The sequence below is a fragment of the Exiguobacterium sp. s194 genome, from assembly GCF_018618275.1.
GTDB lineage: Bacteria > Bacillota > Bacilli > Exiguobacteriales > Exiguobacteriaceae > Exiguobacterium > Exiguobacterium chiriqhucha.
This window is the reverse complement of the sequence record NZ_JACSLT010000008.1, coordinates 43288-65807: the sequence shown is the minus strand read 5'-3', so window position 1 is coordinate 65807 and position 22520 is coordinate 43288. Positions and strand designations below refer to the sequence as shown.

The window sequence follows — 22520 nt, the reverse complement described above, 5'->3', positions numbered from 1 at the left end:
ACTCATCGACGCGACGAGATGCCTGATTTTGAACGGAGGACGTCCATCATTTCAAGAGATTTTCCTGTCCCGATGGCGACGCAATCGAGCGGCTCATCCGCGACGAGTGTCGGGATGTGTGTCTCATCTGAGATCACGTCATCCAAGTTTTTAAGGAGTGCTCCACCGCCTGTGAGGACGATGCCGCGGTCCATGACGTCAGCCGCAAGTTCCGGTGGCGTCTGCTCGAGCGTTTGTTTCACGCCAGCAAGGATCGCTTCGACCGTATCCGAGAGTGCTTCACACACTTCAGCAGCCGATACTTCGATTTGTTTCGGAAGACCTGTCACGAGATCGCGACCACGGATTTCCATTTTCTCATTTTCGTTCGAAGCGTCGATGCGAGCCGAACCGACTTCCATCTTGAGCGTCTCTGACGTCCGCTCCCCGATCATGAGGTTGTATTTGTTTTTGATGTAACGAATAATGGCGTCATCCATTTCGTCACCGCCGACACGAATCGATTGGCTCGTCACGATGCCGCCGAGTGAAATCACTGCGACTTCGGTCGTACCGCCACCGATATCCACGACCATCGAGCCTGTCGGTTCCCAAACTGGGAGACCGGCACCGATTGCTGCCGCGAACGGTTCTTCAATCGTGTACGCTTCACGCGCGCCCGCTTGCTTGGCTGCGTCTTCCACGGCACGTTTTTCGACTGACGTGATGCCGCTTGGCACACAGATCATGACGTTCGTCTTCGATGAGAACAAACCGCTCTTCGATTTCTGCGCTTGCTCCATGAAGTATTTGATCATCGTCGCTGTCGTTTCGAAATCGGCGATAACCCCATCTTTCATTGGACGGCGTGCCGTGACGTTACCCGGCGTACGTCCAATCATATCCTTGGCCTGGTTACCCACGGCCTCAATTCTACCTGTATCTGTACGGAACGCCACTACGGACGGTTCACGAACAACGATGCCTTGACCTTTTACATAAACGAGCGTATTTGCCGTTCCAAGGTCGATTCCGATTTCTCGGTTAAAACTACGAAACATACGTGCTGCTCCTCTCTTGGTTACACTATTTTTTATTATAACGGAAAAATCATGTTTGAAAACGTTCATTCGATTACAGGTTATTTACAATAACGTTCATCTCAGTCCTGTCTCACCGTATATTAGTGTGCCTTCTTTTCGACAAAAAGGCAAATCAAAAAGCAAGCGCGTGAAAGCGCCTGCTTGGATTCTCTCTCGCAATCGTCACATATTTTTCAAGGTGAGCAGCACTGCCGTTTGAAGCACAGGTCGCTCCGTCTCATGCAGTTTGACAAAAAAGCTTTTCAAAAACGTTTTCACGTTATGCACGACGTGCCAATAGTGTTCGGGCTCGAGTTGCTGTTTTTGTGCGCTCAATCGGGCAGGCAAGTCTTCTAACAGAACGATGAGCTCGTGTTCGTCCATCCCGCGCTGCAATAAGGCAAAGATAGGATTCAACAACCGTTCATCCTCGTCATGCATATATACGGTCGGCATCATCACCTTGTTCCATAGCGCCTCGAGCATCTCACCGAATTCCGTCTCATCGAGGTGCGGATGCAGGACGAGCTCATCGAAGGCATCGGTCACGTGGGCGATCGAATGGGCCCAGCCTTTCCCAGGCACATAGCCTCTCGTGTCGATTTCACAATCGAGATAGGCCAGGAGCTTCGCCTTCAACATGTCGAGATCCGCTTCCGATAAAAATCCTCGTTGCCGGTCCTGATACACGATCAAGGCGATCAACAGCGTCGAGAACGCCCGCGTGAAGACGGTGTCCGATGCCGTCTCCCCGATTCCGTGGAACAAATGATATTTGAGCGTCGTGTGGAGCATATCCGTCAATTGTTCGTTCGTCAGGTGATCGTCTTCGATGATGAAGCGATAAAACAGCGTGTAAATCAACTGGTCCCGAAGCTCTGCATCCGTCGAGCCGATGTGATGGAGCATGGATTGGATGACCCGCTCCTCATCTAATTCCTGTAAACGAACCGTCCCGTCCTTGATATCTGTCAAAATCACTTTCAAATCAAGCTCGCTATAAATAGTCTCTTCATTCATGTCTGATCACATTCCCTCTTCGTAGGTCGCATGTAAACGTCTACTCTCGGTGTTCGACGACCGGTTGAACGATTCCTGTTACGGACCAACAACATCTAAAATATGACTACGATGAAGACGGCGACTGAACGTCAGGAAGTATGAAGTCTGAACAAAAAAGCAGACGCATATACGCCTGCCCACTGTTCACCCGTTCATATATCCACGTTGCTTCATACTGACGTAATGGTCCTCCCCGATGATGACGTGGTCAAGACAAGCGATGCCGACGATATGACCGGCCTCAACAAGACGCTCCGACACTTCGATGTCTTCCCGGCTCGGGGTCGCGTCCCCGCTCGGATGGTTATGGACGGCGATGAAACAAGCAGCCGACAGCTTGAGCGCCTCGCGGAACACGTCGCGCGGATGGACAATCGACGAATTGAGCCCACCGACGAACAGCGTCTTCCGGGCGATGAGCTGGTTCTTCGTGTTCAAATACAGGCAAATGAAATGTTCCTGATTCAACAGTCGGAGTTCATCACGAAGCAGTTCATAGGCGTCCTGCGGCGAACGGATCGTCGGCGTCTCCATTTTCGGTTCCTCGACGTAACGGAGACCGATTGCAAACGCCGCGAGCAACTGCTCGGCTTTCTTCTTCGTCATGCCCTCGATTTGACAGAGGTCGCTCACAGACGCCTGCGACAGCGCCCGGAGCGTCGGATATACGTCGGACAGCCGTCGGGCCGTCTCGTGCGGGTCGCCACCCCTGCCCCCGATTTGGAGCAGCCGGGCGATCGCGGATTCAACACTTCGGTCGAGCACCATGGTCATTCCTTCACCAACTTTCGCTTCATTCACAGAAAGCGCGGCGATACCCCGTGTCGTTCGAGCGTCTCGACGAGTGGACGAATCGGCAGACCGACGACGTTATAAAAGTCTCCTTCGAGCCGTTCGACGAACAGACCGCCCGATCCTTGGATGCCGTAAGCGCCGGCTTTATCGTACGGCTCCGTCGAATCGAGGTAGCCGTCGAGCCACGCGTCCGGGATGTCGATGAACGTGACGTGCGTCGTCGTGACGAACAAGTCCTGCCGCTCGGACCCGATGATGCTGACGCCGGTGAGCACTTCATGCGTCGCTCCCGAAAGCCGTTGCAGCATGTCCCGCGCATCGTCACGGTCTTTCGGCTTCTCTAAAATCGTCCCGTCTAAGACGACGACCGTATCTGAGCCGATGACGATGGCGTCGCGGTTGTCGCGGGCGACGTCCATCGCTTTCTCGCGGGCGAGGCGTCCGACGTACTCGTCCGGATGCTCCCGACCGTTCGTCCCTTCGATGACGTTCGAGGGGATGACTTCATGCGTGATGCCGGCCTGGGTCAACAGCTCGGTCCGTCGCGGTGACATCGAGGCGAGGATGACACGTTTCTGTGTTGGTTTCATTGTAACGACTCCTTCTATATGTGCGTAACGGGCTTCTTTCCCGTATCACAGTTCACTGTCGATTGTAGGCAAACGGGCACGTAAATTCAATCAGAAACCTCTCAAAAAAAACGCCCCTTCTTTTCGAAGGGACGTGAGGTCACGGTGTCGTATAGTCGTACACCGGGATGTCTTTCGGTGTGAATGTCTGGGCCGGTACGTAGCGGTCTTCGACGAGTTGATCGAGGTCCGGGCGATAGAACGCGTCGAGTTCGACCGTGAAGTCGAGCGGCTCGGCCGTCTCGGTCGTGTTCGGTCCCGTCTCCGTAGGTCCAGTAAATTGGACCGTGCGCAAGATGTGAATCCGGTTCATCGACTCGACCGACTCAAGGAACAGGACGAGCGACTCGTACGTGTCCGCTTGGAGCGACACCGTCGAGCGGACCGATGAGGCGTTGACCGGCGTGATTTCAACCGGTTCGGCCGGTTCAGCCGTCGCACTCACATCGTTCGGTTCCGGCTCGTCGATGTCTTCTGGTACTTCCGATTCAGCGATGATGCCGTCGGCGAAAGCGATGCTCGTCACGCGAACGTCAGACAGTTGGCTCGCCTGGGACAGCGTCTCGACGACCGTGTCGAGGGCTGCTTCGGTCGGGACACGCGTCTGCAGGCGCTGCGAATCGGCGACGTCGACGACTTCGCCTTCTTGGCGCAACAGTTCGAGCTTCGTCTGTTCGAGCGACAGTTCCCGTTCGAGCGACTTGACGTTGCCTTGGTGGATGAAATACTGGTAACCGAAGTAAGAAGGTACGGCGATGGCCGCGAACAAACAGATTGTGAAAATTAAATAAATCGTCGAGCGTTTCATTCGCTCACCACCTCCTCATCGGTCGTCTCTTCCGTCTCGCCGTCCGGTGTCTCACCATCTGGGCTCTCCCCTTCCGGCGTCTCCGGTTCGGCATCGATGAACGTGAAGGTGAACTCGCCGATGTAGCGTGGGAGCGGTTCGTCTGTCGAATCGAGCACGCTCGGCGACAGCGTCGAATCCGTTTCGGTATCCGTCTCTTCCTGTTCCGTCTCTTCCTGTTCCGTCTCCGCTTTCGTCTCGGTCGTCACGCCGAGCAGTTTGACGTTCTCAAACCGTACGTCGTTCAAGAGCGAGCGTTGGAACACGTTCAAATCGGCGAGCGTCTCGAACTGGGTGCGCACGCTCATGAGCGAACCGTCGGCATAGTTGTACGTCAACACGTAGCCCGTTGGCGGCAGTTGTTCCGTCAAGGCCCGCAGTGCTGGCACGGCTAACTTCTCTTCGGCCGTGAGCGCCGTCACCGTCTGGTCGAGCGATAGGACTTGCTGCCCCTTCGAGTTCACTTGCTCGGTTTGATAGATGCGGACGAGCTGCAACTGTTCTTCGACCTGGGCCTCGTTCTGTTTTAATTCGTTCACTTCATAGAACAAGTAACCGGTCGCCCCGCCGCCAATCAAGAGCGCGAGCAGGCTCGCGATAATCGGCCACCGGAGTGTCACATCGGTCGAGTTGATGAAGTTGGCGTCGTGCTCTTTGTCAAGCGTCGCCATTCCGAGGAGCGGCAACATCTGGTGCGACAACGGTGTCGCATGAGAGAGCGGGAGCGGGTCGTCGATGCGTTTGACCGGCACCATCGCCTCGCTTTCAATCGTCCGAACAAGGTCGTCAAGGTTCGGGACCGTCCCCGAGACGAGCAATTCGTCAATCGGACGTCCGTCCGTCCGGAGCGAGTAGCGATAGAAGTCGAGGAAGCGAGCGAGTTCGTTCAACCACTCGTCCGTCTGCGTCGCGAGCGTCTCCTTCGAGCCGCTATATGTATACGTGATGATTCCGTCCGTCGTCTCGGCGCGGTACGGGAGGTCGGTCTCGATGGCCCGGATGAACCGGACCTGTCCTTCCTCGAGGACGAGCAACTGGTGCGCGAACGGTGTCACGTGCCAGAGGAGCGTCGATTTAAGCGGGTCGAGCGTCTCGAGTCGGCTCACCCCGTTCGCGATGGCGACCGGGCGTGGGACGATTTTCTTCAATTGGAATCCTCGTTTTTTCATGTAAGCGCGGATGGCTTTCGTCAAATCGACCGAGACGGCGTGGAGCATGACCTCGGTCTTTGTCTCCGTCTCGCCGAGCACCTCGTAGTCGAAGGCGACGTCGTCGAACGGCAATATGATCGAGCTGCCGATTTCCATGAACAGATAGCCTCGAATCTCATCTTTCGGGATCGTCGATGGAATCTCGACTTTACGGGACAATACTTCGGTCTCGGCCATATCGACGGCACAGACCATCCCTTTTCGTACTTTCAATTTACGGCACAGTTCATCGAATGCGAGACCGAATGCGTTCTCGTCTTCAATCCGTCCCCCCACGTACGCGTCTTTCGCCAATTGGACGGACGCGCTGCGTTTGAACACGCCTTGTTTAATCACGGCCCCGTGGATGCTGAGCGCATCGAACGAGAAATACGCGACCGTTCCTTTCTCTATAGACCGGCTCATGCTGGTTTCCCCCTACATCAAATCAAAATACCAATCAAAGAAGCGTTCGCTGAACCAAAACGTCAGCATCGTGCCGAGTGCGATCGACGGCACGAACGGAATCGGCTGTTTGCGATCCATCCGTTTCAAGCCGATGAGCGTCAATCCGACGATCGCGCCAATCAAGCTCGATAAAAAGAGTGCGACGAGGACGTCGCGCGGCCCGAGAACGAGCCCGATTACTGTAAATAGTTTGACATCGCCGGCCCCAAGTCCCCCCTTGGAGACGAAAAAAACGGTGGCGAGGACAGAGAAACCGAGTGCCGCCCCGGCAATCGGGCTCCACCATGCCACACCCGCGCTATAGGCGAGCAATAGGAGGACCGGTGCCGTGAACAGCAAAATGACGTTCGGGACGAGCATCGTCGACAAGTCCGACATCGCCAAGGCGAGGAGGGTCGATAAGAAGACGAACGCTAGGAGCGTCGTGAGGCTGAAGCCATACAGCCAGAAGCTATAGGCGTAACCGACCGCTCCAAGCAGTTCAAAGAGCGGGTACGTCGGCGCGATCCGCCCGCCACAGCCGCGGCATTTCCCGCGTAGGAACACGTAACCGAAGACCGGAATCAGTTCCCAAGCCGATAGGACGTGTCCACATGACGGACAGTGCGAGCGCGGTGTGACGATGGACTGTTTGCGTGGCACGCGGAGCCCGACGACGTTCGTGAATGACGTGATGACGGCCCCGAGGACGAGGCTATAAATGAGTCCGATGAGTTCAACCAATCAAGGTCACTTCCTTACTTGTAAGTATATGCCAAAAACAGAAAACCGGCTAGGCTGAGCGAGTGCCCAGCGCCAGCCGGAGGTAAAAAATCTTCTAATTATTTTACAGCTTCTTTATTTAAAGCACTGTTTGCAATAGTTCCAGCATCAGTAGCTGCAGTCCCAATATCTTTTGTACCATCAAGCCAAACTTTATAAGTATATTTATTATTTGCATCTTTATCTACAAATACAACAGCATTTGTATATGCTGTGCCAAAAGGATCTTTCATCGTATCAATCATATTTGTACCATTTGCTTCTGTATCCGCCACAGTCCCAACAAAACGAATAACTGTATTGTCAGCAACTTCATTAGAAGCCACGTATAGTTTAGCCGCACTTACCATCTGCTTCGCATCAGATACCATCGCATCCTTCTTCGAGTTCTCGATAATCCCACCAATCGCGACAACGGCGATGGCTGCGATAATTCCCAAGATGACGACGACGACGAGTAACTCGACGAGTGTGAGTCCGCGCTCATCTTTCAATTGTTTGGCATCTTGCCAAATCATTTTCATTTTTTCTAACATGATTCATTCTCCCCTTTTGTGTGTTTTGCTGTGATGTAAGCTAGATTCATTACCTTTGACCTAATACTAGTAGAACAATTTTACTATACATTCAAAATTTAGGATTGAAAAGATACAAATCTGCAAATAAATAAAAAGTTTCTACTGATTTTGGATATCGCCATAAATTTGGAACATCGGGACGACAATCGCGATGACGATGACGCCGACGATACTCGCCAAGACGACGATCAACAGCGGCTCGATGATTGATTTCAGGCGGTCTGTCGTCGTCTCGACCTCGGTCTCATAAAACTCCGCGACCTCGTTCAACATCGAGTCCAAATCCCCGCTCTCCTCGCCGACCGCAATCATTTGCGTCATGAGCGGTGGAAAGCTATCGTTCCGTTCGAGCGGTTCATGGAGTGGAATTCCTTGTGCCATCATCTTGCGTGCTTGAGCAAGACCTTTACGGATGACACGGTTCGAGACAATCTTCTCGGTAATCTCAATTGCCGATAAAATCGGGACCGCCGCTTGAAGCAAGACGGCCAAACTTCGCGTCAATAACGCGATTTGCGATTTTAGGACAATTGGACCAAAAATCGGCATCTTCAACAACAATCCATCAATCACATACCGTTCCTTGTCGCGCTTCAACATCCATGTGAAGACGAGCAGTGCGAGGAGCGCCCCCCCGAAGATGAGCCACCAGTAGGCGGCGACAAAATCGGATACGGCGACGACGATACGCGTGATGAGCGGGAGTTCCCCGCCGAGCTGTCCGAAGATGCTCGCGAACGTCGGGACGACGTTCACCATGAGGAAGGCGACAACGCCGATGGCGACAATTGAGACGACGAGCGGATACGTCAACGCCGAGATGACTTTCCGTTTGACGTCATATTGTTTTTGGAGCTGGAGCCCGATTTGGTCGAGCGCCTCCTCCAAGTTCCCGCTCGCCTCACCCGCGAGCGCCATCGAACTAAAGAAGTTCGAGAATACACGCGGATGTTTCTTGATCGCTTCCGAAAAGGCAATCCCTTCGCGTAAATCGTCCTCGACTTGGCTGAGCGTCTTCTTCAACACTTTTGATTCGGTCTGGACGCGCAAGATGGACGTCGCCCGGACGATTGGCACACCGGCCCGGATGAGCGTCGCGAACTGGCGCACGTACATAATCAAATGTTCAATCTTGACCCGCTCGGGGAGCAGGTTGACTTCTTTGTTCAATCCCGTCGACTCGAGTTCAGCGAGCTCGGTGACGAGAATCGATTCTTGGCGTAGTTTTTCTTTCGCCTCCCGGAGCGAGACGGCGGTGACCCGCCCTTTCTTACGCTTCCCGTTCAGCAGTTTGCCTTCGTATTGGAAGATGGCCATTCAGTCACCTCTCTTCATTTGGTACGGCGTTCGGGTTGATGACGCCTTGACGGACGAGCTGTTCGATCGCCATGTCCATCGTCTGCATCCCGTTCTGCCGGTTCGTCTGGATGACGGTCGGGAGTTGGAATTCCTTCTCGTTCCGAATCAAGTTGGCGACGGCCGGATTGCCGATCATGATTTCCATCGCGGCGACACGACCTTTCGGCACGTCGACACGCGGGAACAAGCGTTGACTGACGACACCGAGCAGGACGTTGGCGAGCTGGGTCCGGATTTGGTCCTGTTGCTCGGCCGGGAACGCGTCGATGACCCGACTGACGGTCGACATCGCGCTCGACGTATGGAGCGTCGCCATGACGAGGTGACCCGTCTCGGCGGCCGTCATCGCCGTCGAAATCGTTTCGAGGTCACGCATCTCCCCGAGCAAGATGACGTCCGGGTCTTGCCGGAGCGCGGCCCGAAGCCCGTCGACGAACTTCATGACGTCGGAGCCAATCTCACGCTGGTCGACGATGCTCTGGTCGTGCGAGTGCAAATACTCGATCGGGTCCTCGAGCGTGATGATTCGTTTCCGCTGCGTGCGGTTGATCTCGTGAATCATCGCGGCGAGTGTCGTCGACTTCCCCGACCCGGTCGGACCCGTAACAAGGATGAGCCCGTATGGCTTCTCAATCAACCGCTTTAACACTTGCGGCAAATCGAGCTCGTTCATCGTCGGGATTTCCCCGGAAATGGATCTGAACGCGATGGCGACCGTGCCCCGTTGGTAATAGGCGTTCACACGAAACCGCGATACGCGCGGCACTCCGAACGAGAAGTCGAGATCGCGCTGCATCTCGAGCCGGCCCCGCATTTCTTCGGTCATAATCTCTTTCAAATAGCTCTCGATATGGAGCGGCAACACTTTCTCGTCACCCATCGTGATGAGACTGCCGTCGACCCGGATGATCGGCGGCGAGCCGGCGGTCAAATGGATGTCCGAGGCGCGTTGTTCGACCGCTTTCGTTAAAATCACTTCAATCGACTGATGGATCATAGGCTCACTCCGTTATCACTGTTCTCAATATCTCTTCGGTGTTCGTCAGTCCGAGTGCGACTTTCTCAAGTCCATCGGCGAGGAGGAAGCGGACGCCTTGATCTTTCGCATAGGCGACCATATCGGCCTCCGTCGCTTGGTTCATGATCAACCGGCGCAACCCTTCATCGATTGGCACGACCTCATGGATGGCGAGCCGTCCACGGTACCCCGTGAAGTTACACGAGGCGCAGCCGTTGCCGCGCATGATCCGTTCGACGGGGACGCCTTCAGCAGCAAACAGTTCCTGTTCCCGTTTCGAGACCGGCTGTTCGTGCCCGCAATCCCGACAGACGCGACGGACGAGCCGCTGGGCGACAAGCCCTGAAGTCGAGGCGGCGACGAGGAACGGTTCGACCCCCATGTCAATCAAGCGAGTGATTGAGCTGATAGCCGAGTTCGTATGTAGTGTCGATAACACCAAGTGACCGGTCAATGATGCCCGGATGGCGATCTCGGCCGTCTCGGTGTCACGGATTTCCCCGACCATGACGATGTTCGGGTCTTGTCGCAAAATCGAACGCAGACCCGACGCGAACGTCAAGCCGACCTTGGCGTTGACTTGGACTTGGTTGATGCCGTCGAGCTGATACTCGACCGGGTCCTCGACCGTGATGATGTTCTTCGATTCATCGTTCAATTCGCGCAGCGACGCATAGAGCGTCGACGATTTCCCTGACCCGGTTGGCCCAGTGATAAGGATAATCCCGTTCGGTCGTTTCAACATATCGCGGTACACTGCCTCGTTCTTGTCGCCGAAGTCGAGTTTCGTCAAATCGGTCAATCCTTCCGAAGAGTCGAGCACCCGGATGACGATTTTCTCGCCATACATCGTCGGGAGCGTCGAGACGCGGAAGTCATACGGCCGGCCCCGAAGCGTATATTTGATGCGTCCGTCCTGCGGCAAGCGGCTCTCGGTGATGTCTAAGTTACTCATGACCTTGAGCCGTGTCAGCATGACACTTTGAATCTTCTTCGGATAAGTCGCTTCGGTTCGTAAATCACCGTCGACCCGAAGGCGCACGTGCAACTGCTTCTCGTGCGGGTCGAAGTGGATATCTGAGGCTCGTTGGTCGATGGCGCTCAAGAAGAGCTGATTGACGAGACGGATGACCGGTGCGTCATCTCGCGACGCCGTCTCCTCGCGTTCGAGTTCCGGCGCTTCTTCTTTTAAAATCTCGATGAGTGACGCGTCCATCTCGTAATAGCGGCCAATCGTTTTGCGAATCTGTTCGCGTGTGGCGATCCCGACCTCGATGTTCATCCCGGTCTGAAGCCGGACGTCATCGATGGCAATCAAGTCAAGCGGGTCCGCCGTCGCGATGAACAGGGTGTTCCCTTGTAACGAAATCGGCATGATGTCATGTTTTTGGGCGATGACTTTCGGGACGAGTTTCGTCACGGTCACGTTGATGTCTTCTGAATATAATGAAATGACCGGCACGTTCAACTGTTCGTGAAGCACTTGAATCAGTTGTGTCTCGGTCAAATAATTCAATCGCATGAGCGCGTCCCCGAGCTTTTCCCCGGTCCGCTTTTGTGCGAGCGCTTCGTCGAGCTGGCCTTGCGTGATGATTCCCGCCTCGACGAGCATCTCGCCGAGCCGTTTTTTCATTCTTCTCAACTTACTTCACCATCCTCTGTGGTACCTCCTGTGCGACGTCTCGCTGTTCGATGAACGCACTGAGTGCCGCACCGCCGGCCAAACCGAGGGCGAGGAGGACCCACGCCCACCACGTCCGCTCGAGCCCTTCGACATAAAGGCTATAGACGCCGAGCGATAGCACGGCGACGAGCAACACGATGACCCCTTTCGTCTCGCGCTTCCGAATGTACGGAATCGACAAGGCGAACACGGTCAATGTGGCGAGTACCCAAAAGGCGATCAAAATTAAATATCCAATCATCCGACTGCCCCCTCACTTGGTACCGGATCCGTGTCATGAACCGGTGGCTGTTCTTCAAACTGATTCAATCCGTCATCTTCTACATCGTCATCGAACGGGTCATCTTCCAGTGTTTCATCTGGGAAAGTTGGGATGACCGGTTCGACAGGCTCTGGAGGTGGGAGCGGGACGGAACTTTTCGTCACGATCTCCGGGATCGGCTCATAAAAATCAAACCCGAGCAGTTCGAGCGACTCACCCGTATCCGTGATGCGGACACGGTACAGCTTGCCTGACTCGCCGGTCTGTCCGGACTGGGTCACAGACGAACTACCGGCTGTAAGCGATGGCGAGAAGCGAACGATGTTTTGGTAAGGGACGCTCGTCACGTCTTCGACGCGCGACTCGTACGCTCCAACGAATACTTTACCGAGCAATTGGACCGTCATCGCGTTCCCCTCTTCTAATACGATGAGCGCGTACGGCGTCTGTTCCGTATTCTGGACGGCGAAGTTCGAGCGCTCGTCGACTTTGACATCGTAGCCGAGCTCGATGCCGGTCGGGAGCGTCTCATGTTGCACGCGTTCAAGGATTTGGAACGGTGTCGCCGCAAACAACTGATACATCGATGACCCGAGCGTGCTGAGCGCGTCAAAATCTTCCCCGAACGCTTTCAAGCTGAAGATGTCCCCGGCTTCCATCTCGAAGCCGTTCATCCGTTCGAGTGCCGAGCGCATCGCTGGTGTCGGACTGACGGTGATCGAGGCGACGACTTCGCTCTCCGTCGCCGTCATCTCGAGGACCACATCTGAGTTCAAGTTCGATGCCGCTTCGACGAGCGGTGGTGTCACCATCGATAGCGTCACCGGTTGATTCTCTAAGTAAGGCGTCAACCGCTCTTCGTCGACCGTCGTGACGAGCGGATATGTACCCAGTTCAGAAGCCGTCTTGAGCGTCGCATCGACGTTGAATGAGACGACGTCCTTGCCGACTTCGAGGGCCGTCCCATCGACGAGCGTCACCGTGAACGGCGTGTTGTTGAAGTCTTTGATGGCGTTATCGAGCCGGACGACCGCCTCTTCCTTCGTCATCCCCGACACATCGATGCCGGCCACGGTCGTCTCTTTATATGTAGCACTCGTCTTCGCCGAGGCGTCGAGATAGTTCACGAGCCCGATTGTCGGCAATGACACGAGCAGGACAAGTCCCGCCAGGATGAACAAATGCATCCCATATCGCTTCATTCCATTTCCCCCTCTATTTCAAGTCAAATGAGACTTTTGAATTACTATCCGTTCCCACTGTAACTTTAGTATAATATGCATTGTACAGAAAATAACAATTATTTCAGGTGAAAAGTCTCTTTTTTCCTATCTTTAAATGAATATTGAAAAGGAGGTCAATGCGTTGGACCGTTCCGAACAAGGTTTCACGCTCGTCGAAGTACTCGTCTCGATCGTCGTCATCTCGATCCTGGCATTATCGCTCATGAATATCTTCTCCCAAAGCTTGCGAATCACCTCCTCGGATCTTGACCGGACCGTGGCGAACCAAGTCGCCCAAAACACGCTCAATACATTGAAGCGCCGTGCAGCCGAGACCCGGGACCCGATTGATATCGCGGCGCTCCAACAGACACCGGCCAACGTCTGCGATTTGTGTGACGTCACCATCAACGGACGCGCCTTCGATGTGACCATCCTCTCTCCGGGCAATGAGCCGGCCGCTGACCTCGTCAACGTCGAGATTACCGTCGCCTCGGAGACGTTGCTCCAACCGATTACGTTGAAAGGAGTGGTGACGAATGCGACGCTTCAAGATAAATTCCCTGAGACGGACGTTCCGGAGCTTCCGTGACCGTGAGGACGGCGTCACGCTCGTCGAGTTGTTGCTCGCGCTCGTCATCTCTGCCATCTTCGCTGGCATCGTGATCACCGTCTTCTTGTCCGGCTCGCTCGGTTTCCGTCTGACGAACGATACGAGCTCGCTTCGAAGCGAGGCCGACTATTTGATCACGAGTGTCCTCCAAGACATCAACCGGACCGAGTTCGACGCCTTGACCGTCAACGGGGATACATATTCGTTCCACCGTCTCCATACTCCGCGCATCTCGACGGAAGGGATCCTGTATCGTCAAGGCGATTATATGGAGGACGCCGTGCTCGAGCTCGACCCGTCGAGCTTTGTGACGAACAATCCTGACGTCATCGTTCAGTCCGTCGACATCGACCTCCGCGACGAAGTGACCGATCCAAGGCGCGGACGTGAGGCATATATCACTTCTGGATTGATTGAAATTCAAGTGACACTCGCCTCTCGTGAAGATACGACGCTCGTCAAAACGTTCACGAGCACCATCCCGTTATGAAAAGAGGGAGTCAAATGAAACAAGATGAACGAGGCTACGTCCTCATCCTCGTCCTCGTGACGATGGCGGCACTAGCCGTCCTCTCGCTCGCAGCGATTCAAGTCAACTTGGCCACGAACAAGCAGACGAATCTCCGTGTCGATGAGACGCAACTCGATACCGACGTCAAAGGCGTGCTCGATGTGCTTGTCGCCGACCTCCGAGCGACGTTCCCGCTTCACGATGCGAATGTCGTTCAACCGTATATGGAGAACGAGCAATTGTTCCAGGCGAAAGTCGAGACTGTACTCAAACAAGATACGTTGTATGCAGGAACGCGCCAATCGGGCGATAACGATATCCGCTACTCAATCACCCGCTCGACGGCGGATCAGGCGAACGCCCCGTTCACGACGGTGCTCACGTTGACCGCGACCGGGACGACGAAAGCGAAACCGGAACAGCCGATGCAGACGAGCTCGTATAGCCAGGAAGTGTACGTGACGGCGCTGCCGTCATTCCTCTATTACGTGCTCGGGTCGGACGATGTACTGACAATAAACGGGCCACCGTCCATTAGTGGTAATATGTACGCTGGTAAGCAACTTGATTTGAAGCGAGATGCGAGTTACCAACTAGAAAATAGCAAAAAGACGCTCAACAACAACCCGACCAGCCGGTTCTACACAGACGGTAAGATAGACTTAGGAGATACCGCAAAGTGCAATGGTTGCGACTTCCCCAACTATTTCGCAACTAGTACCACTCCAGGCGCCTCCGAACAACCTAATATCGGTCCGGTCGAAAGCTCGTTTTCTAAGTTCAACTTCGACTACTCAATTGTCCAATATGTAAACCGTCACAAGGGAACCTCTACTGTAGATTTTCCTTATGACAAACCACCACATGTATCAATCTTTTTAAAAAACAGTCTTCGTTTCTCAGCGTATGACTACGGACGTCCTAAAGAAGCAGACTTTATTCCGTTTTTAAGACAGACATTCGTGAAAGAAAACGCCAGCGAACCAGACGTGTTTTTCACTAACTACATCGACACACAAAGAGTTGACCAAATTCAAGAACTTAAAATCCTTGAGTCACCTCTTGGAAGAGATACACCAATAATTATTAGCGATTCAATCGCCGATTCAACTGTACCGCTTCTACTTGACGGGGACGTCGTTATCGAAGGAACGCGCGATATCACAATCAGTCGCCCACTCATCGTGAACGGTAACTTGACGATTCGCGGTAAAGTCGCTTTCAACACGACCGTCTATTCTCTGAAGGATGTGTTTATTGACCGAGCTGAAATTCGCGGTGTTTCCTCAGAACAAGACAGTTCACTCGTCTTGCTCGCAAAAGGAAAAATACTCCTCAATCGAATCGACGAATTCCGTAACTCGTCGTCCCCTCTTCAGGCGTTTCTATATAGTGACTCTGAACAACCCACGCGGGTCTATGCCGTCGGCTCGATTGTAAACATCAAAGGCGGCTTGTACAGCAAAGGACCACTCGAAGTAAACACGTTCCGCGGGTCGTTCAAATCACTACCGCAGCAGACGAATAAACAAGCTTACTTCGCTCCTGGGAATGCGATTACCTCTCCAGACGTCGACGATTCACGTCTCGTCATGGAATATAATGAGGGTGTATTCCGCCAAATCGACACGCTCCCGGTCACAAACCAGCTCCAACTGTTCGTCGGTCAACAATTGAAGAAATGAAAAAGAGGCTGCTCTCACGAGTAGCCTCTTTTCTATGATTGAGATTAATAGAAATCGCCAGACGGATCTTCGGTTCCTGGGTTCGGATCCGTACCTGCTTTGACGCGGACGTAGAACGTTTGGCTGATGATTTTCGGACCTTCTCCTGCTTTAAATGATGCACTGACGTCCTCTGTGACCAGACCGATTTTCGCGATACCCGGCTTCAAGAGTGTCAATACGCCATCTTTTGCGGTCATGACATCCGTTCCTTCGAGGACAGTCAAACCGTAACCCGTCACGTTTGCCGTCTCCGGCCAGAATTTGACCGGATAGCTATATGGGCTGTCTGTCATGTAGAGAATGACGTTCGGTGTCGAGACTTTTTGTGGATACTCTTTCACGTTAATCAAGACAGGCATCGTCTGTCCGATATAATCCTTTAATTTCGCAACGACCGAAACGTTGCTCGTACTCCCATGCTCGGCTTGTACGGTAGCAGACGTGTTTTGACTTGAGAGAATTTTCAAGGCGGACGAATCAGCGTTCCATTTTACAGCAAGCGGATTGGCAAGAGCTTGTTTATCTTCCACCAATTGTTCCAATGTCAATAAAGTCTGTTGCTTAACCAATGTTCCTGCTTCATTTTTGTACACCCAAAGTTCTTGATCATTTGTAGTTAATGATAAATCCGGTAGTTTTACGACAACCTTCATATCATTTGATTTAACTTTTTGACCGTTCGCGTATTCATAAACGGCTTTCACAGTCGCCTCACCGGCATCCAACGCTTTTAACGTAACGCTTTGATTCGTTGAATTCGTTTGATTTACGAAACTGGACTTATCAATTTCCCATGTGAGTTTCGCATTTGGTGGAATCGCCGCTTTCACAGTCGCTAAGTTAGCTTCTACCGTTTTTGAATTCCCCAAATAAATCGTCGTTTCACTTGGAACGTTGATTTTCAGTTCTTCTACCGTCACCGTCGTTTTTGTGAAGCCACTCCCAGCATCAGTGAACGAACGATTATGTTTTTGCGCACCGCTCCCATTCCCAGAATGGTCAGCTTCCAACGAATAGGCATACCGTCCGTTTTCGAACGTATAACTACCCGGTTTTTCTGCAATCAATTTGACGGTGATGAGGTCAGAGAATGCTGCATTCTTATAATCATTACAAGATTCAAGTCCGGAGTTTTTCTTTCCACAGAGTACATTGATCGTTCCCGTTAAGAGACGTGTTTTAGGATCAAAATTTAAATTGTGAGCTGTTGAAGGAGTTACGACTGCAGATAATCCTTCTGGAATTGTCTCTTCAATTGTCACAGCCCATTCTACATACTTGTAAGAATTGATGTTCGGACCGTTTGTAAAATCAAGAATGTTATTCAATGACAAGTCATATGTCAAATCAAAACTGTCTCCTATGAGCACAGCTTCTGGTGTAACTGTTCGAATTGTCTCATCTTTAATATCCGTTTGAAAAACAATGCCCTGTTTGTTTCCATTACCGTTACCATTATTGCCGTTATTGTTCCCATTTCCTCTTCCGTTCCCGTTATTCGCAAACGTTGATGTATACGCGAACAACAATAAGACCATCCCTATTACTATGAGGAACCCGTACTTGGATCTTAGCTGCCTCTTCATCGTTGTGCCTCCAGTCGGTTTGTCATCACACTTCTTCAGTTAATTCATACCCCTTTTTCTTCCTGTTCACAAGCGGTTTTTTTCAAACTTTGGAAATAGGTTCTGACTTCACTGATAAAGTAGAGCGATCCGGTCACGACGAGCGTCTCAGATTTCGGTGCTTTCACCCACGAGGCCAACCACTTCTGCCAGTCCACGTAACGGGCACCGTCCGCAATCAGACTGTCTTTCGTCCGGGCACGCGGAAAATCGAACGTCGTCTCATAGACGCCCGCCACTGTCTGGAGCGACGCGACCATCGCCTCCCGGTCCTTATCGGCAAGAATGGCGGCAAGGACGGTCACGTCACGCTCAAGTTTCAGCTGTTCGACGAGTGCGGCGACGCCTTCCGCGTTATGCGCCCCGTCGAGCACGATACGAGGCTGTCTCGAAATCAGCTCGTAACGCCCCGGATGTTGCGCCGATTCGAGTCCTGCTTGAATCGCCTCTGTTCTCCAGCCGAGATGGCGCGCGACGGCGACAGCACACGCTCCGTTATACGCTTGATGGTGTCCGGTCAATCCGAGTGTCACCGGAGGCATCCCATCATACGTGACGACCGTGTCGGCCCCATCCTCTACGGATGAGACGAGCGGCGTGACGTCGTGAATCGGCGCATCCATCGTCTCCCCTTGTTGTTCGAGCAACTCAATCAACCGGTTCTCCGTCAAGCTATGGAACATCGGCACACTCGACTTCATGATACCGAACTTCTCGAGGGCAATCTCTTCGAGCGTGTCGCCGAGAATCCCTTGATGATCATGTCCAATCGACGTCACGACCGTCGCGAGCGGTCGCGTCAACACGTTCGTCGAGTCGAGGCGTCCTCCGAGCCCGACTTCCCAAATGACGAGGTCGGGCTGTTGCTCGTGGAAATAGAGCCACGCCATGACGGTCAGCAGCTCGAACTCCGTCAACGTCTCCGGTGACGAGCTCGCACATTCACGGACCCGGTTGGCGATTTGGACGAGGTCCTCTTCTCGAATCGGTTCCCCGTTCAACATGATTCGCTCCTCGAACTGGATGATGTATGGCGAGATGAACGTCCCGACGTTCAAGCCCTGTTTCATCGCCATGGCCCGCAAGAAGGCGACCGTCGACCCTTTCCCGTTCGTCCCCGCCACGTGAATCGACGGTAACTCCTTGATTTGTAGCGCGTTCAGCATCCACTCGATTCGTTTCAATCCCGGCTTAATCCCGAACCGCAGTTGCCCGTTCAGCCATTCCAATACGTCTTGTCTCGTCTCCATCTTCCATCACTCCTGTTTTCACACTTCCCTCTCATCTTACCAAAATTCGCGAAGCGCTACGCAAGGAATCGGCTGTGCTATACTCGAGGCGAAGAAGGGGGAATTACTATGACCAACAGTTGGAACTTCGAGGCGACCTACCTCGATCTCCGTGACATTTTTTACGACCGGGGACCGGTCCATCCGGTCGATAAGCCCGAGCTCGTCCTTTGGAACGAAGCGCTCGCCGAGACACTCGGACTCGACGCCGAAGCACGTCAAGACGTCGCACTCTTTGCCGGCAACCGCCAGACGGATACGTCGTTCTCACAAGCGTATGCCGGCCACCAGTTCGGCCATTTCACAATGCTCGGTGACGGACGAGCACTCGTGCTCGGGGAACATGTCGCCCCGAACGGAAAGCGTTTCGATGTTCAATTGAAAGGATCAGGTCCGACCGAGTATTCGCGTGGAGGCGATGGACGGGCCGCCGTTGGACCGATGGTGCGCGAGTTCCTCATCAGTGAGGCGATGCACGCGCTCGGCATCCCGACGAACCGGGCGCTCGCCGTCGTCACGACCGGTGAGCCGATCATGCGCCAAGGGCCGAAGCACGGCGCCGTCTTGACGCGCGTCGCGGCGAGCCATTTACGTGTCGGTACGTTCCAATACGCCGCTGCAGCCGGCTCGATTGATGACGTCATCGCTCTCGCCGACTATGCGATTCAGCGCCACGACCCTGATCTTGAAGGACAGCCGAATCGCTATGAACAGTTCCTCGGCCGCGTCATCACCCGCCAAGCGAAGCTCATCGCGGATTGGCAACTCGTCGGATTCATCCACGGCGTCATGAACACGGATAACACGTTCATCAGCGGTGAAGGTCTTGATTACGGACCATGTGCATTCATGGATACGTATCACCCGAACACCGTCTTCAGCTCCATCGACCGCGAGGGACGCTACGCCTATGCGAATCAGCCGTATATCGGGTCGTGGAACTTGGCCCGCCTCGCCGAGACGCTGTTGCCGCTCCTCGCTGACACGCAAGAAACCGCCGTCGATATCGCCAATAAACTGTTGAACGACTACACGGAAACGTATAAAGAAGCATACTTTACTGGCCTCGCCCATAAAATCGGGCTCTACGTCCGAAAAGATGGCGACGATGAACTGACGGACGAGTTGCTCCGGCTCATGATGGAGTCTGAGGCTGACTTCACGAACACGTTCCGCGCGCTCACACTCGGCGACACGGACGCGCTCTTTTTTGCTAAACAGGACGACGGAAAGGCGTGGCTGTCCGCTTGGCAAAAACGCCTCGGGGAGCAAGGTCTCCCGGATGAGGACGTCATCCGGCTCATGCGTCAGAATAACCCGGCCGTCATTCCTCGCAACCATCACGTCGAGGCCGCCCTCACAGCAGCCGAGCGCGGCGACTTCGGTCCGACGCAAGTACTGCTCGACGTATTGCGGAAGCCTTACGATTATGAAGCCGACTATGGACGCTATGTCTCACCAGGACCACCACGGACGTATCCGTATCAGACGTTTTGTGGCACGTGAACCATTCTGCTTCGACAGGATGGTTTTTTTGGAACCTTTTTCATTTTCGAGCGTAAAGTAGATAACATCACTTTTAGGAGGTTCAACATGCTTCTACTCACTTCACTCATTGCGTTAGGGTTTGCCTGCTTGATGTCAATCGAGCTATTGCAAGGACCATTCATAGATGACTGGGCCTGGCTAATGCCTGCCTTTTTCTTTGCTGTTTCCTTTTCCACCTTGATGAGACATTTGAATAACCTTGAATGGAATGAATCGAAATGAAGATGACTATCTTGCTCATGGCAATCATCGTCTTATCCACGTCCTATCTCGTCTACAGTTTTTATCTGTCATTTACGGGTCAGCCGATTCAGCCGCAAGTAACTGGACTCGCAATCGGCGTCCTGCTCACGTCCTCGTATTTCGTGACAACCGGTCGTCTTCCGTTTTGGACAGAACCGGAGGAAGAAGACGTATGAAGGTTCTTTATTCCGTCTTGGTAGGATTCGGAAGCATCCTTTATGTCGTCTATGCCATGCATCTATTCCGCATTGGTTATCCTCAACCGCTCCTCTTGCATGTTTTGTTTGCCGCCACTGTATTTGGCATAATCTACATCGAACGCAAACGAAACCCCGAACATCGATGACGATGCTCGGGGTTGTTCTTTTTCTATAGACTCATAGTCCGAAATGAATCATGTCCTTCTTGTCTACTTGGGCTTGTGTGATTTTGGAAATAAGTCGATTCAGTTGTTCCGACTCATGCGTGTACATCATCGCTTTGACGACTTGATAGAACAGCGCCAGTGACTCATATGGAATGAGCGTGATCCCGCATTCGTCTAATCCGAATCCAGGACGGTCATAGGAGTGGAAATACGTGCGCATCTCGTTCAGCTCCTCGATAAACTCATCCACCCACTCCCCATCCACCGAGACACAATCGAAGTGTTCAGGTGTATACGTATCATATGATGATTGACGATTTGTTGAATCCAATACACCGAATTCGTGCGTGTATGGCATGGCCATCCCTCCCTGTAAAAATATGTACACTTTAAATACCTTCATCGACTTAACCAAGTTTCGACCTACGTTCCTAACACGCATTCTCAATGAGAGTCTATGTAACGAATGGCAATGTATAATTATTTTCTTAGTCCGTTAAATCCCAAAATGAACCAAGTCTTTGCCTTCGCGTTCGGCTTGAATGATGAGACTCGCCAAATCGCTCAACTCTTCTGAACGATGGAATACACGTGACTGCGTGACGATGTCATAAAACATCGATAACGATTCGTTTGGGATGAGGGTAATTCCGTAATAATCCAGACCGAGATCAGGACGATGATACGAATGAAAATAGGTCCGCATAATCGAGCACGCTTCCATAAGCTCTTGGATAAAATCATCATCAACCTCAGTGTAGCCATTATAATCTGGATTACGTGTAGGTGCTTTCAATGTTCGTTCCCATAAATCAAATTCGTGCACTAGCAAATTAGAACTCATCCTTTCGCCTGCTTCAATTTATTCTTTAATTGGAAAATCCACCGACCACGCCTCCGGTAGCGAGTCCGAAAGGTCGAGCAACACCTCTTCCGACACATTGCCCGTCACGACGATGAGCTTGCCCTGGTCTACGTAAAACAAGCCGTTCCCTTCCGGTTGATTCAAGCGATACCGCTCATTTGAATCGTCTCGCCGGTCAATCAATTCTCCGTCTGCCACACTGGACGCATCGGTCACTAAAATCGTGATGCATTGCGTCTCATCATACAACGTCCACATCTCCACCGGCCGCTCGAGCTGACTCATCTCGAAGTTGGCGACAAACAGCTCTTCTTCAGGCAAGTCCAACCCGTGTCGGACTTTTTCGGCCGCCTCGGGAATCGTAAAGTTTTGAATCCCGTGCAACCCCCACTCCTCGTCCCGTGAATAGTTGAATACGCCGAACGAATCGTCGCGGTTTGGTAACTTAATGGCAATGAGCCCGAGATCATCGATGACCGTCTCATAGATCACACCGTCTCTCGCTGGTCGCTCGGACGTGCCATCTGTATATTGAAGCGTGTATTGGGACGTGACCGCATCGACTAGTCGAACGGTCCCTTTCGGCACGTCCTCAATCATCGAGCCGAACACTTCTTTGTCCGTCGTTACGGGAATATCCTTGGAAGACGTCTCTTCTGCACTTTCATTAATTGTCACTCCTGATTCCGTCGGTTCGATCGGTTCAGCTCGTTCCGCCACACACCCACTCAGTCCCATCACTGCCAAACTTAACATCATTCCGATTCGTCTCATGTCACACCACCTTTATATCG

Annotated in this window: 24 protein-coding genes; 6 read left to right on the top strand and 18 right to left on the bottom strand. The window is 52.9% G+C overall.

What is annotated here, in order from left to right:
* Positions 1–2: 2 nt before the first annotated feature.
* The 13 genes from KNP85_RS11115 to KNP85_RS11055 all read right to left on the bottom strand — a co-directional run bounded on the left by KNP85_RS11115 (position 3) and on the right by KNP85_RS11055 (position 12917).
* Positions 3–1040, bottom strand: a complete 1038-nt coding sequence (locus tag KNP85_RS11115) for a rod shape-determining protein (protein WP_021066877.1) — start codon at positions 1038–1040, stop codon at positions 3–5.
* 204 nt (positions 1041–1244) lie between these two features.
* On the bottom strand, positions 1245–2081 hold the full coding sequence (locus KNP85_RS11110; RefSeq protein ID WP_214803060.1) for a DUF2785 domain-containing protein: 837 nt from the start codon (positions 2079–2081) through the stop codon (positions 1245–1247).
* A gap of 186 nt (positions 2082–2267) precedes the next feature.
* Positions 2268–2891 carry a RadC family protein gene (radC, locus tag KNP85_RS11105; protein WP_021066873.1) on the bottom strand — a complete coding sequence of 208 codons (624 nt, stop codon included), beginning with the start codon at positions 2889–2891 and terminating at the stop codon, positions 2268–2270.
* A 29-nt stretch (positions 2892–2920) separates the two neighbouring features.
* Positions 2921–3508 carry a Maf family protein gene (locus KNP85_RS11100; protein WP_214803058.1) on the bottom strand — a complete coding sequence of 196 codons (588 nt, stop codon included), beginning with the start codon at positions 3506–3508 and terminating at the stop codon, positions 2921–2923.
* A gap of 139 nt (positions 3509–3647) precedes the next feature.
* Entirely contained in the window at positions 3648–4355 is a 708-nt protein-coding gene (locus KNP85_RS11095) for a hypothetical protein (protein WP_058763221.1), read from the bottom strand.
* Positions 4352–6010, bottom strand: coding sequence for a pilus assembly protein PilM (gene pilM / locus KNP85_RS11090; RefSeq protein WP_214803056.1), 1659 nt, complete (start codon positions 6008–6010; stop codon positions 4352–4354). Before pilM ends, KNP85_RS11095 begins: the two co-directional genes overlap by 4 nt.
* 12 nt (positions 6011–6022) lie before the next feature.
* Positions 6023–6775, bottom strand: a complete 753-nt coding sequence (locus tag KNP85_RS11085; protein ID WP_214803054.1) for a prepilin peptidase — start codon at positions 6773–6775, stop codon at positions 6023–6025.
* 98 nt (positions 6776–6873) lie between these two features.
* A complete protein-coding gene (locus KNP85_RS11080) occupies positions 6874–7350 on the bottom strand; it encodes a prepilin-type N-terminal cleavage/methylation domain-containing protein (RefSeq protein WP_214803053.1) in 477 nt (158 codons plus the stop codon).
* 141 nt (positions 7351–7491) lie between these two features.
* Entirely contained in the window at positions 7492–8709 is a 1218-nt protein-coding gene (locus tag KNP85_RS11075; RefSeq protein ID WP_029595836.1) for a type II secretion system F family protein, read from the bottom strand.
* Between the two features lie 4 nt (positions 8710–8713).
* On the bottom strand, positions 8714–9748 hold the full coding sequence (locus tag KNP85_RS11070) for a type IV pilus twitching motility protein PilT (RefSeq protein WP_021066866.1): 1035 nt from the start codon (positions 9746–9748) through the stop codon (positions 8714–8716).
* A 4-nt stretch (positions 9749–9752) separates the two neighbouring features.
* Positions 9753–11402 carry a GspE/PulE family protein gene (locus KNP85_RS11065; protein WP_251136287.1) on the bottom strand — a complete coding sequence of 550 codons (1650 nt, stop codon included), beginning with the start codon at positions 11400–11402 and terminating at the stop codon, positions 9753–9755.
* A gap of 10 nt (positions 11403–11412) precedes the next feature.
* Complete coding sequence (locus KNP85_RS11060) at positions 11413–11694, bottom strand: hypothetical protein (RefSeq protein WP_021066864.1); 282 nt, start codon at positions 11692–11694, stop codon at positions 11413–11415.
* Positions 11691–12917 carry a G5 domain-containing protein gene (locus tag KNP85_RS11055; protein WP_214803049.1) on the bottom strand — a complete coding sequence of 409 codons (1227 nt, stop codon included), beginning with the start codon at positions 12915–12917 and terminating at the stop codon, positions 11691–11693. Before KNP85_RS11055 ends, KNP85_RS11060 begins: the two co-directional genes overlap by 4 nt.
* A gap of 163 nt (positions 12918–13080) precedes the next feature.
* Here KNP85_RS11055 and KNP85_RS11050 point away from each other — a divergent pair, with 163 nt between their 5' ends.
* The 3 genes from KNP85_RS11050 to KNP85_RS11040 are packed head-to-tail and all read left to right on the top strand — an operon-like array spanning position 13081 to position 15747.
* On the top strand, positions 13081–13530 hold the full coding sequence (locus KNP85_RS11050) for a type II secretion system protein (protein WP_214803046.1): 450 nt from the start codon (positions 13081–13083) through the stop codon (positions 13528–13530).
* Positions 13478–14041, top strand: coding sequence for a PilW family protein (locus KNP85_RS11045; protein WP_214803043.1), 564 nt, complete (start codon positions 13478–13480; stop codon positions 14039–14041). Before KNP85_RS11050 ends, KNP85_RS11045 begins: the two co-directional genes overlap by 53 nt.
* A 14-nt stretch (positions 14042–14055) precedes the next feature.
* The gene (locus KNP85_RS11040; protein ID WP_214803039.1) at positions 14056–15747 is read left to right on the top strand and encodes a hypothetical protein; all 1692 of its coding nucleotides are present in this window, start codon (positions 14056–14058) and stop codon (positions 15745–15747) included.
* 44 nt (positions 15748–15791) lie between these two features.
* Here KNP85_RS11040 and KNP85_RS11035 read toward each other — a convergent pair whose 3' ends face one another.
* Entirely contained in the window at positions 15792–17375 is a 1584-nt protein-coding gene (locus KNP85_RS11035) for a hypothetical protein (RefSeq protein ID WP_214713939.1), read from the bottom strand.
* 44 nt (positions 17376–17419) lie between these two features.
* Positions 17420–18664 carry a bifunctional folylpolyglutamate synthase/dihydrofolate synthase gene (locus KNP85_RS11030; protein WP_214803037.1) on the bottom strand — a complete coding sequence of 415 codons (1245 nt, stop codon included), beginning with the start codon at positions 18662–18664 and terminating at the stop codon, positions 17420–17422.
* Positions 18665–18772: 108 nt separating this feature from the next.
* On the opposite strand from KNP85_RS11030, the gene KNP85_RS11025 reads away from it, so the two are divergent.
* The 3 genes from KNP85_RS11025 to KNP85_RS11015 all read left to right on the top strand — a co-directional run bounded on the left by KNP85_RS11025 (position 18773) and on the right by KNP85_RS11015 (position 20670).
* The gene (locus tag KNP85_RS11025; protein ID WP_214803034.1) at positions 18773–20209 is read left to right on the top strand and encodes a protein adenylyltransferase SelO; all 1437 of its coding nucleotides are present in this window, start codon (positions 18773–18775) and stop codon (positions 20207–20209) included.
* Positions 20210–20296: 87 nt separating this feature from the next.
* Complete coding sequence (locus KNP85_RS11020; RefSeq protein WP_158001045.1) at positions 20297–20473, top strand: hypothetical protein; 177 nt, start codon at positions 20297–20299, stop codon at positions 20471–20473.
* The gene (locus tag KNP85_RS11015) at positions 20470–20670 is read left to right on the top strand and encodes a hypothetical protein (protein ID WP_029595847.1); all 201 of its coding nucleotides are present in this window, start codon (positions 20470–20472) and stop codon (positions 20668–20670) included. The genes KNP85_RS11020 and KNP85_RS11015 overlap by 4 nt, the downstream gene beginning before the upstream one ends.
* A 201-nt stretch (positions 20671–20871) precedes the next feature.
* Here the strand turns inward: KNP85_RS11015 and KNP85_RS11010 are convergent, their stop codons facing one another.
* The 3 genes from KNP85_RS11010 to KNP85_RS11000 form a co-directional block, all read right to left on the bottom strand.
* Positions 20872–21219: a hypothetical protein gene (locus KNP85_RS11010; RefSeq protein WP_029595848.1), complete on the bottom strand. Its 348-nt coding sequence runs from the start codon at positions 21217–21219 to the stop codon at positions 20872–20874.
* Between the two features lie 138 nt (positions 21220–21357).
* Positions 21358–21567 carry a hypothetical protein gene (locus KNP85_RS11005; RefSeq protein WP_051622744.1) on the bottom strand — a complete coding sequence of 70 codons (210 nt, stop codon included), beginning with the start codon at positions 21565–21567 and terminating at the stop codon, positions 21358–21360.
* 156 nt (positions 21568–21723) lie between these two features.
* Positions 21724–22500, bottom strand: coding sequence for a hypothetical protein (locus KNP85_RS11000; protein WP_214713947.1), 777 nt, complete (start codon positions 22498–22500; stop codon positions 21724–21726).
* Positions 22501–22520 lie beyond the last annotated feature (20 nt).

Coding starts and splice junctions, on each gene's coding strand:
- radC (WP_021066873.1), bottom strand. CDS start 2,891: ATGGTGCTCGACCGAAGTGTTGAATCCGCGATCGCCCGGCTGCTCCAA.
- KNP85_RS11055 (WP_214803049.1), bottom strand. CDS start 12,917: ATGAAGCGATATGGGATGCATTTGTTCATCCTGGCGGGACTTGTCCTG.
- KNP85_RS11070 (WP_021066866.1), bottom strand. CDS start 9,748: ATGATCCATCAGTCGATTGAAGTGATTTTAACGAAAGCGGTCGAACAA.
- KNP85_RS11035 (WP_214713939.1), bottom strand. CDS start 17,375: ATGAAGAGGCAGCTAAGATCCAAGTACGGGTTCCTCATAGTAATAGGG.
- KNP85_RS11075 (WP_029595836.1), bottom strand. CDS start 8,709: ATGGCCATCTTCCAATACGAAGGCAAACTGCTGAACGGGAAGCGTAAG.
- KNP85_RS11065 (WP_251136287.1), bottom strand. CDS start 11,402: ATGAAAAAACGGCTCGGCGAGATGCTCGTCGAGGCGGGAATCATCACG.
- KNP85_RS11040 (WP_214803039.1), top strand. CDS start 14,056: ATGAAACAAGATGAACGAGGCTACGTCCTCATCCTCGTCCTCGTGACG.
- KNP85_RS11115 (WP_021066877.1), bottom strand. CDS start 1,040: ATGTTTCGTAGTTTTAACCGAGAAATCGGAATCGACCTTGGAACGGCA.
- KNP85_RS11095 (WP_058763221.1), bottom strand. CDS start 4,355: ATGAAACGCTCGACGATTTATTTAATTTTCACAATCTGTTTGTTCGCG.
- KNP85_RS11110 (WP_214803060.1), bottom strand. CDS start 2,081: ATGAATGAAGAGACTATTTATAGCGAGCTTGATTTGAAAGTGATTTTG.
- KNP85_RS11020 (WP_158001045.1), top strand. CDS start 20,297: ATGCTTCTACTCACTTCACTCATTGCGTTAGGGTTTGCCTGCTTGATG.
- pilM (WP_214803056.1), bottom strand. CDS start 6,010: ATGAGCCGGTCTATAGAGAAAGGAACGGTCGCGTATTTCTCGTTCGAT.
- KNP85_RS11060 (WP_021066864.1), bottom strand. CDS start 11,694: ATGATTGGATATTTAATTTTGATCGCCTTTTGGGTACTCGCCACATTG.
- KNP85_RS11030 (WP_214803037.1), bottom strand. CDS start 18,664: ATGGAGACGAGACAAGACGTATTGGAATGGCTGAACGGGCAACTGCGG.
- KNP85_RS11005 (WP_051622744.1), bottom strand. CDS start 21,567: ATGCGGACCTATTTTCATTCGTATCATCGTCCTGATCTCGGTCTGGAT.
- KNP85_RS11025 (WP_214803034.1), top strand. CDS start 18,773: ATGACCAACAGTTGGAACTTCGAGGCGACCTACCTCGATCTCCGTGAC.
- KNP85_RS11100 (WP_214803058.1), bottom strand. CDS start 3,508: ATGAAACCAACACAGAAACGTGTCATCCTCGCCTCGATGTCACCGCGA.
- KNP85_RS11080 (WP_214803053.1), bottom strand. CDS start 7,350: ATGTTAGAAAAAATGAAAATGATTTGGCAAGATGCCAAACAATTGAAA.
- KNP85_RS11045 (WP_214803043.1), top strand. CDS start 13,478: ATGCGACGCTTCAAGATAAATTCCCTGAGACGGACGTTCCGGAGCTTC.
- KNP85_RS11000 (WP_214713947.1), bottom strand. CDS start 22,500: ATGAGACGAATCGGAATGATGTTAAGTTTGGCAGTGATGGGACTGAGT.
- KNP85_RS11010 (WP_029595848.1), bottom strand. CDS start 21,219: ATGCCATACACGCACGAATTCGGTGTATTGGATTCAACAAATCGTCAA.
- KNP85_RS11015 (WP_029595847.1), top strand. CDS start 20,470: ATGAAGATGACTATCTTGCTCATGGCAATCATCGTCTTATCCACGTCC.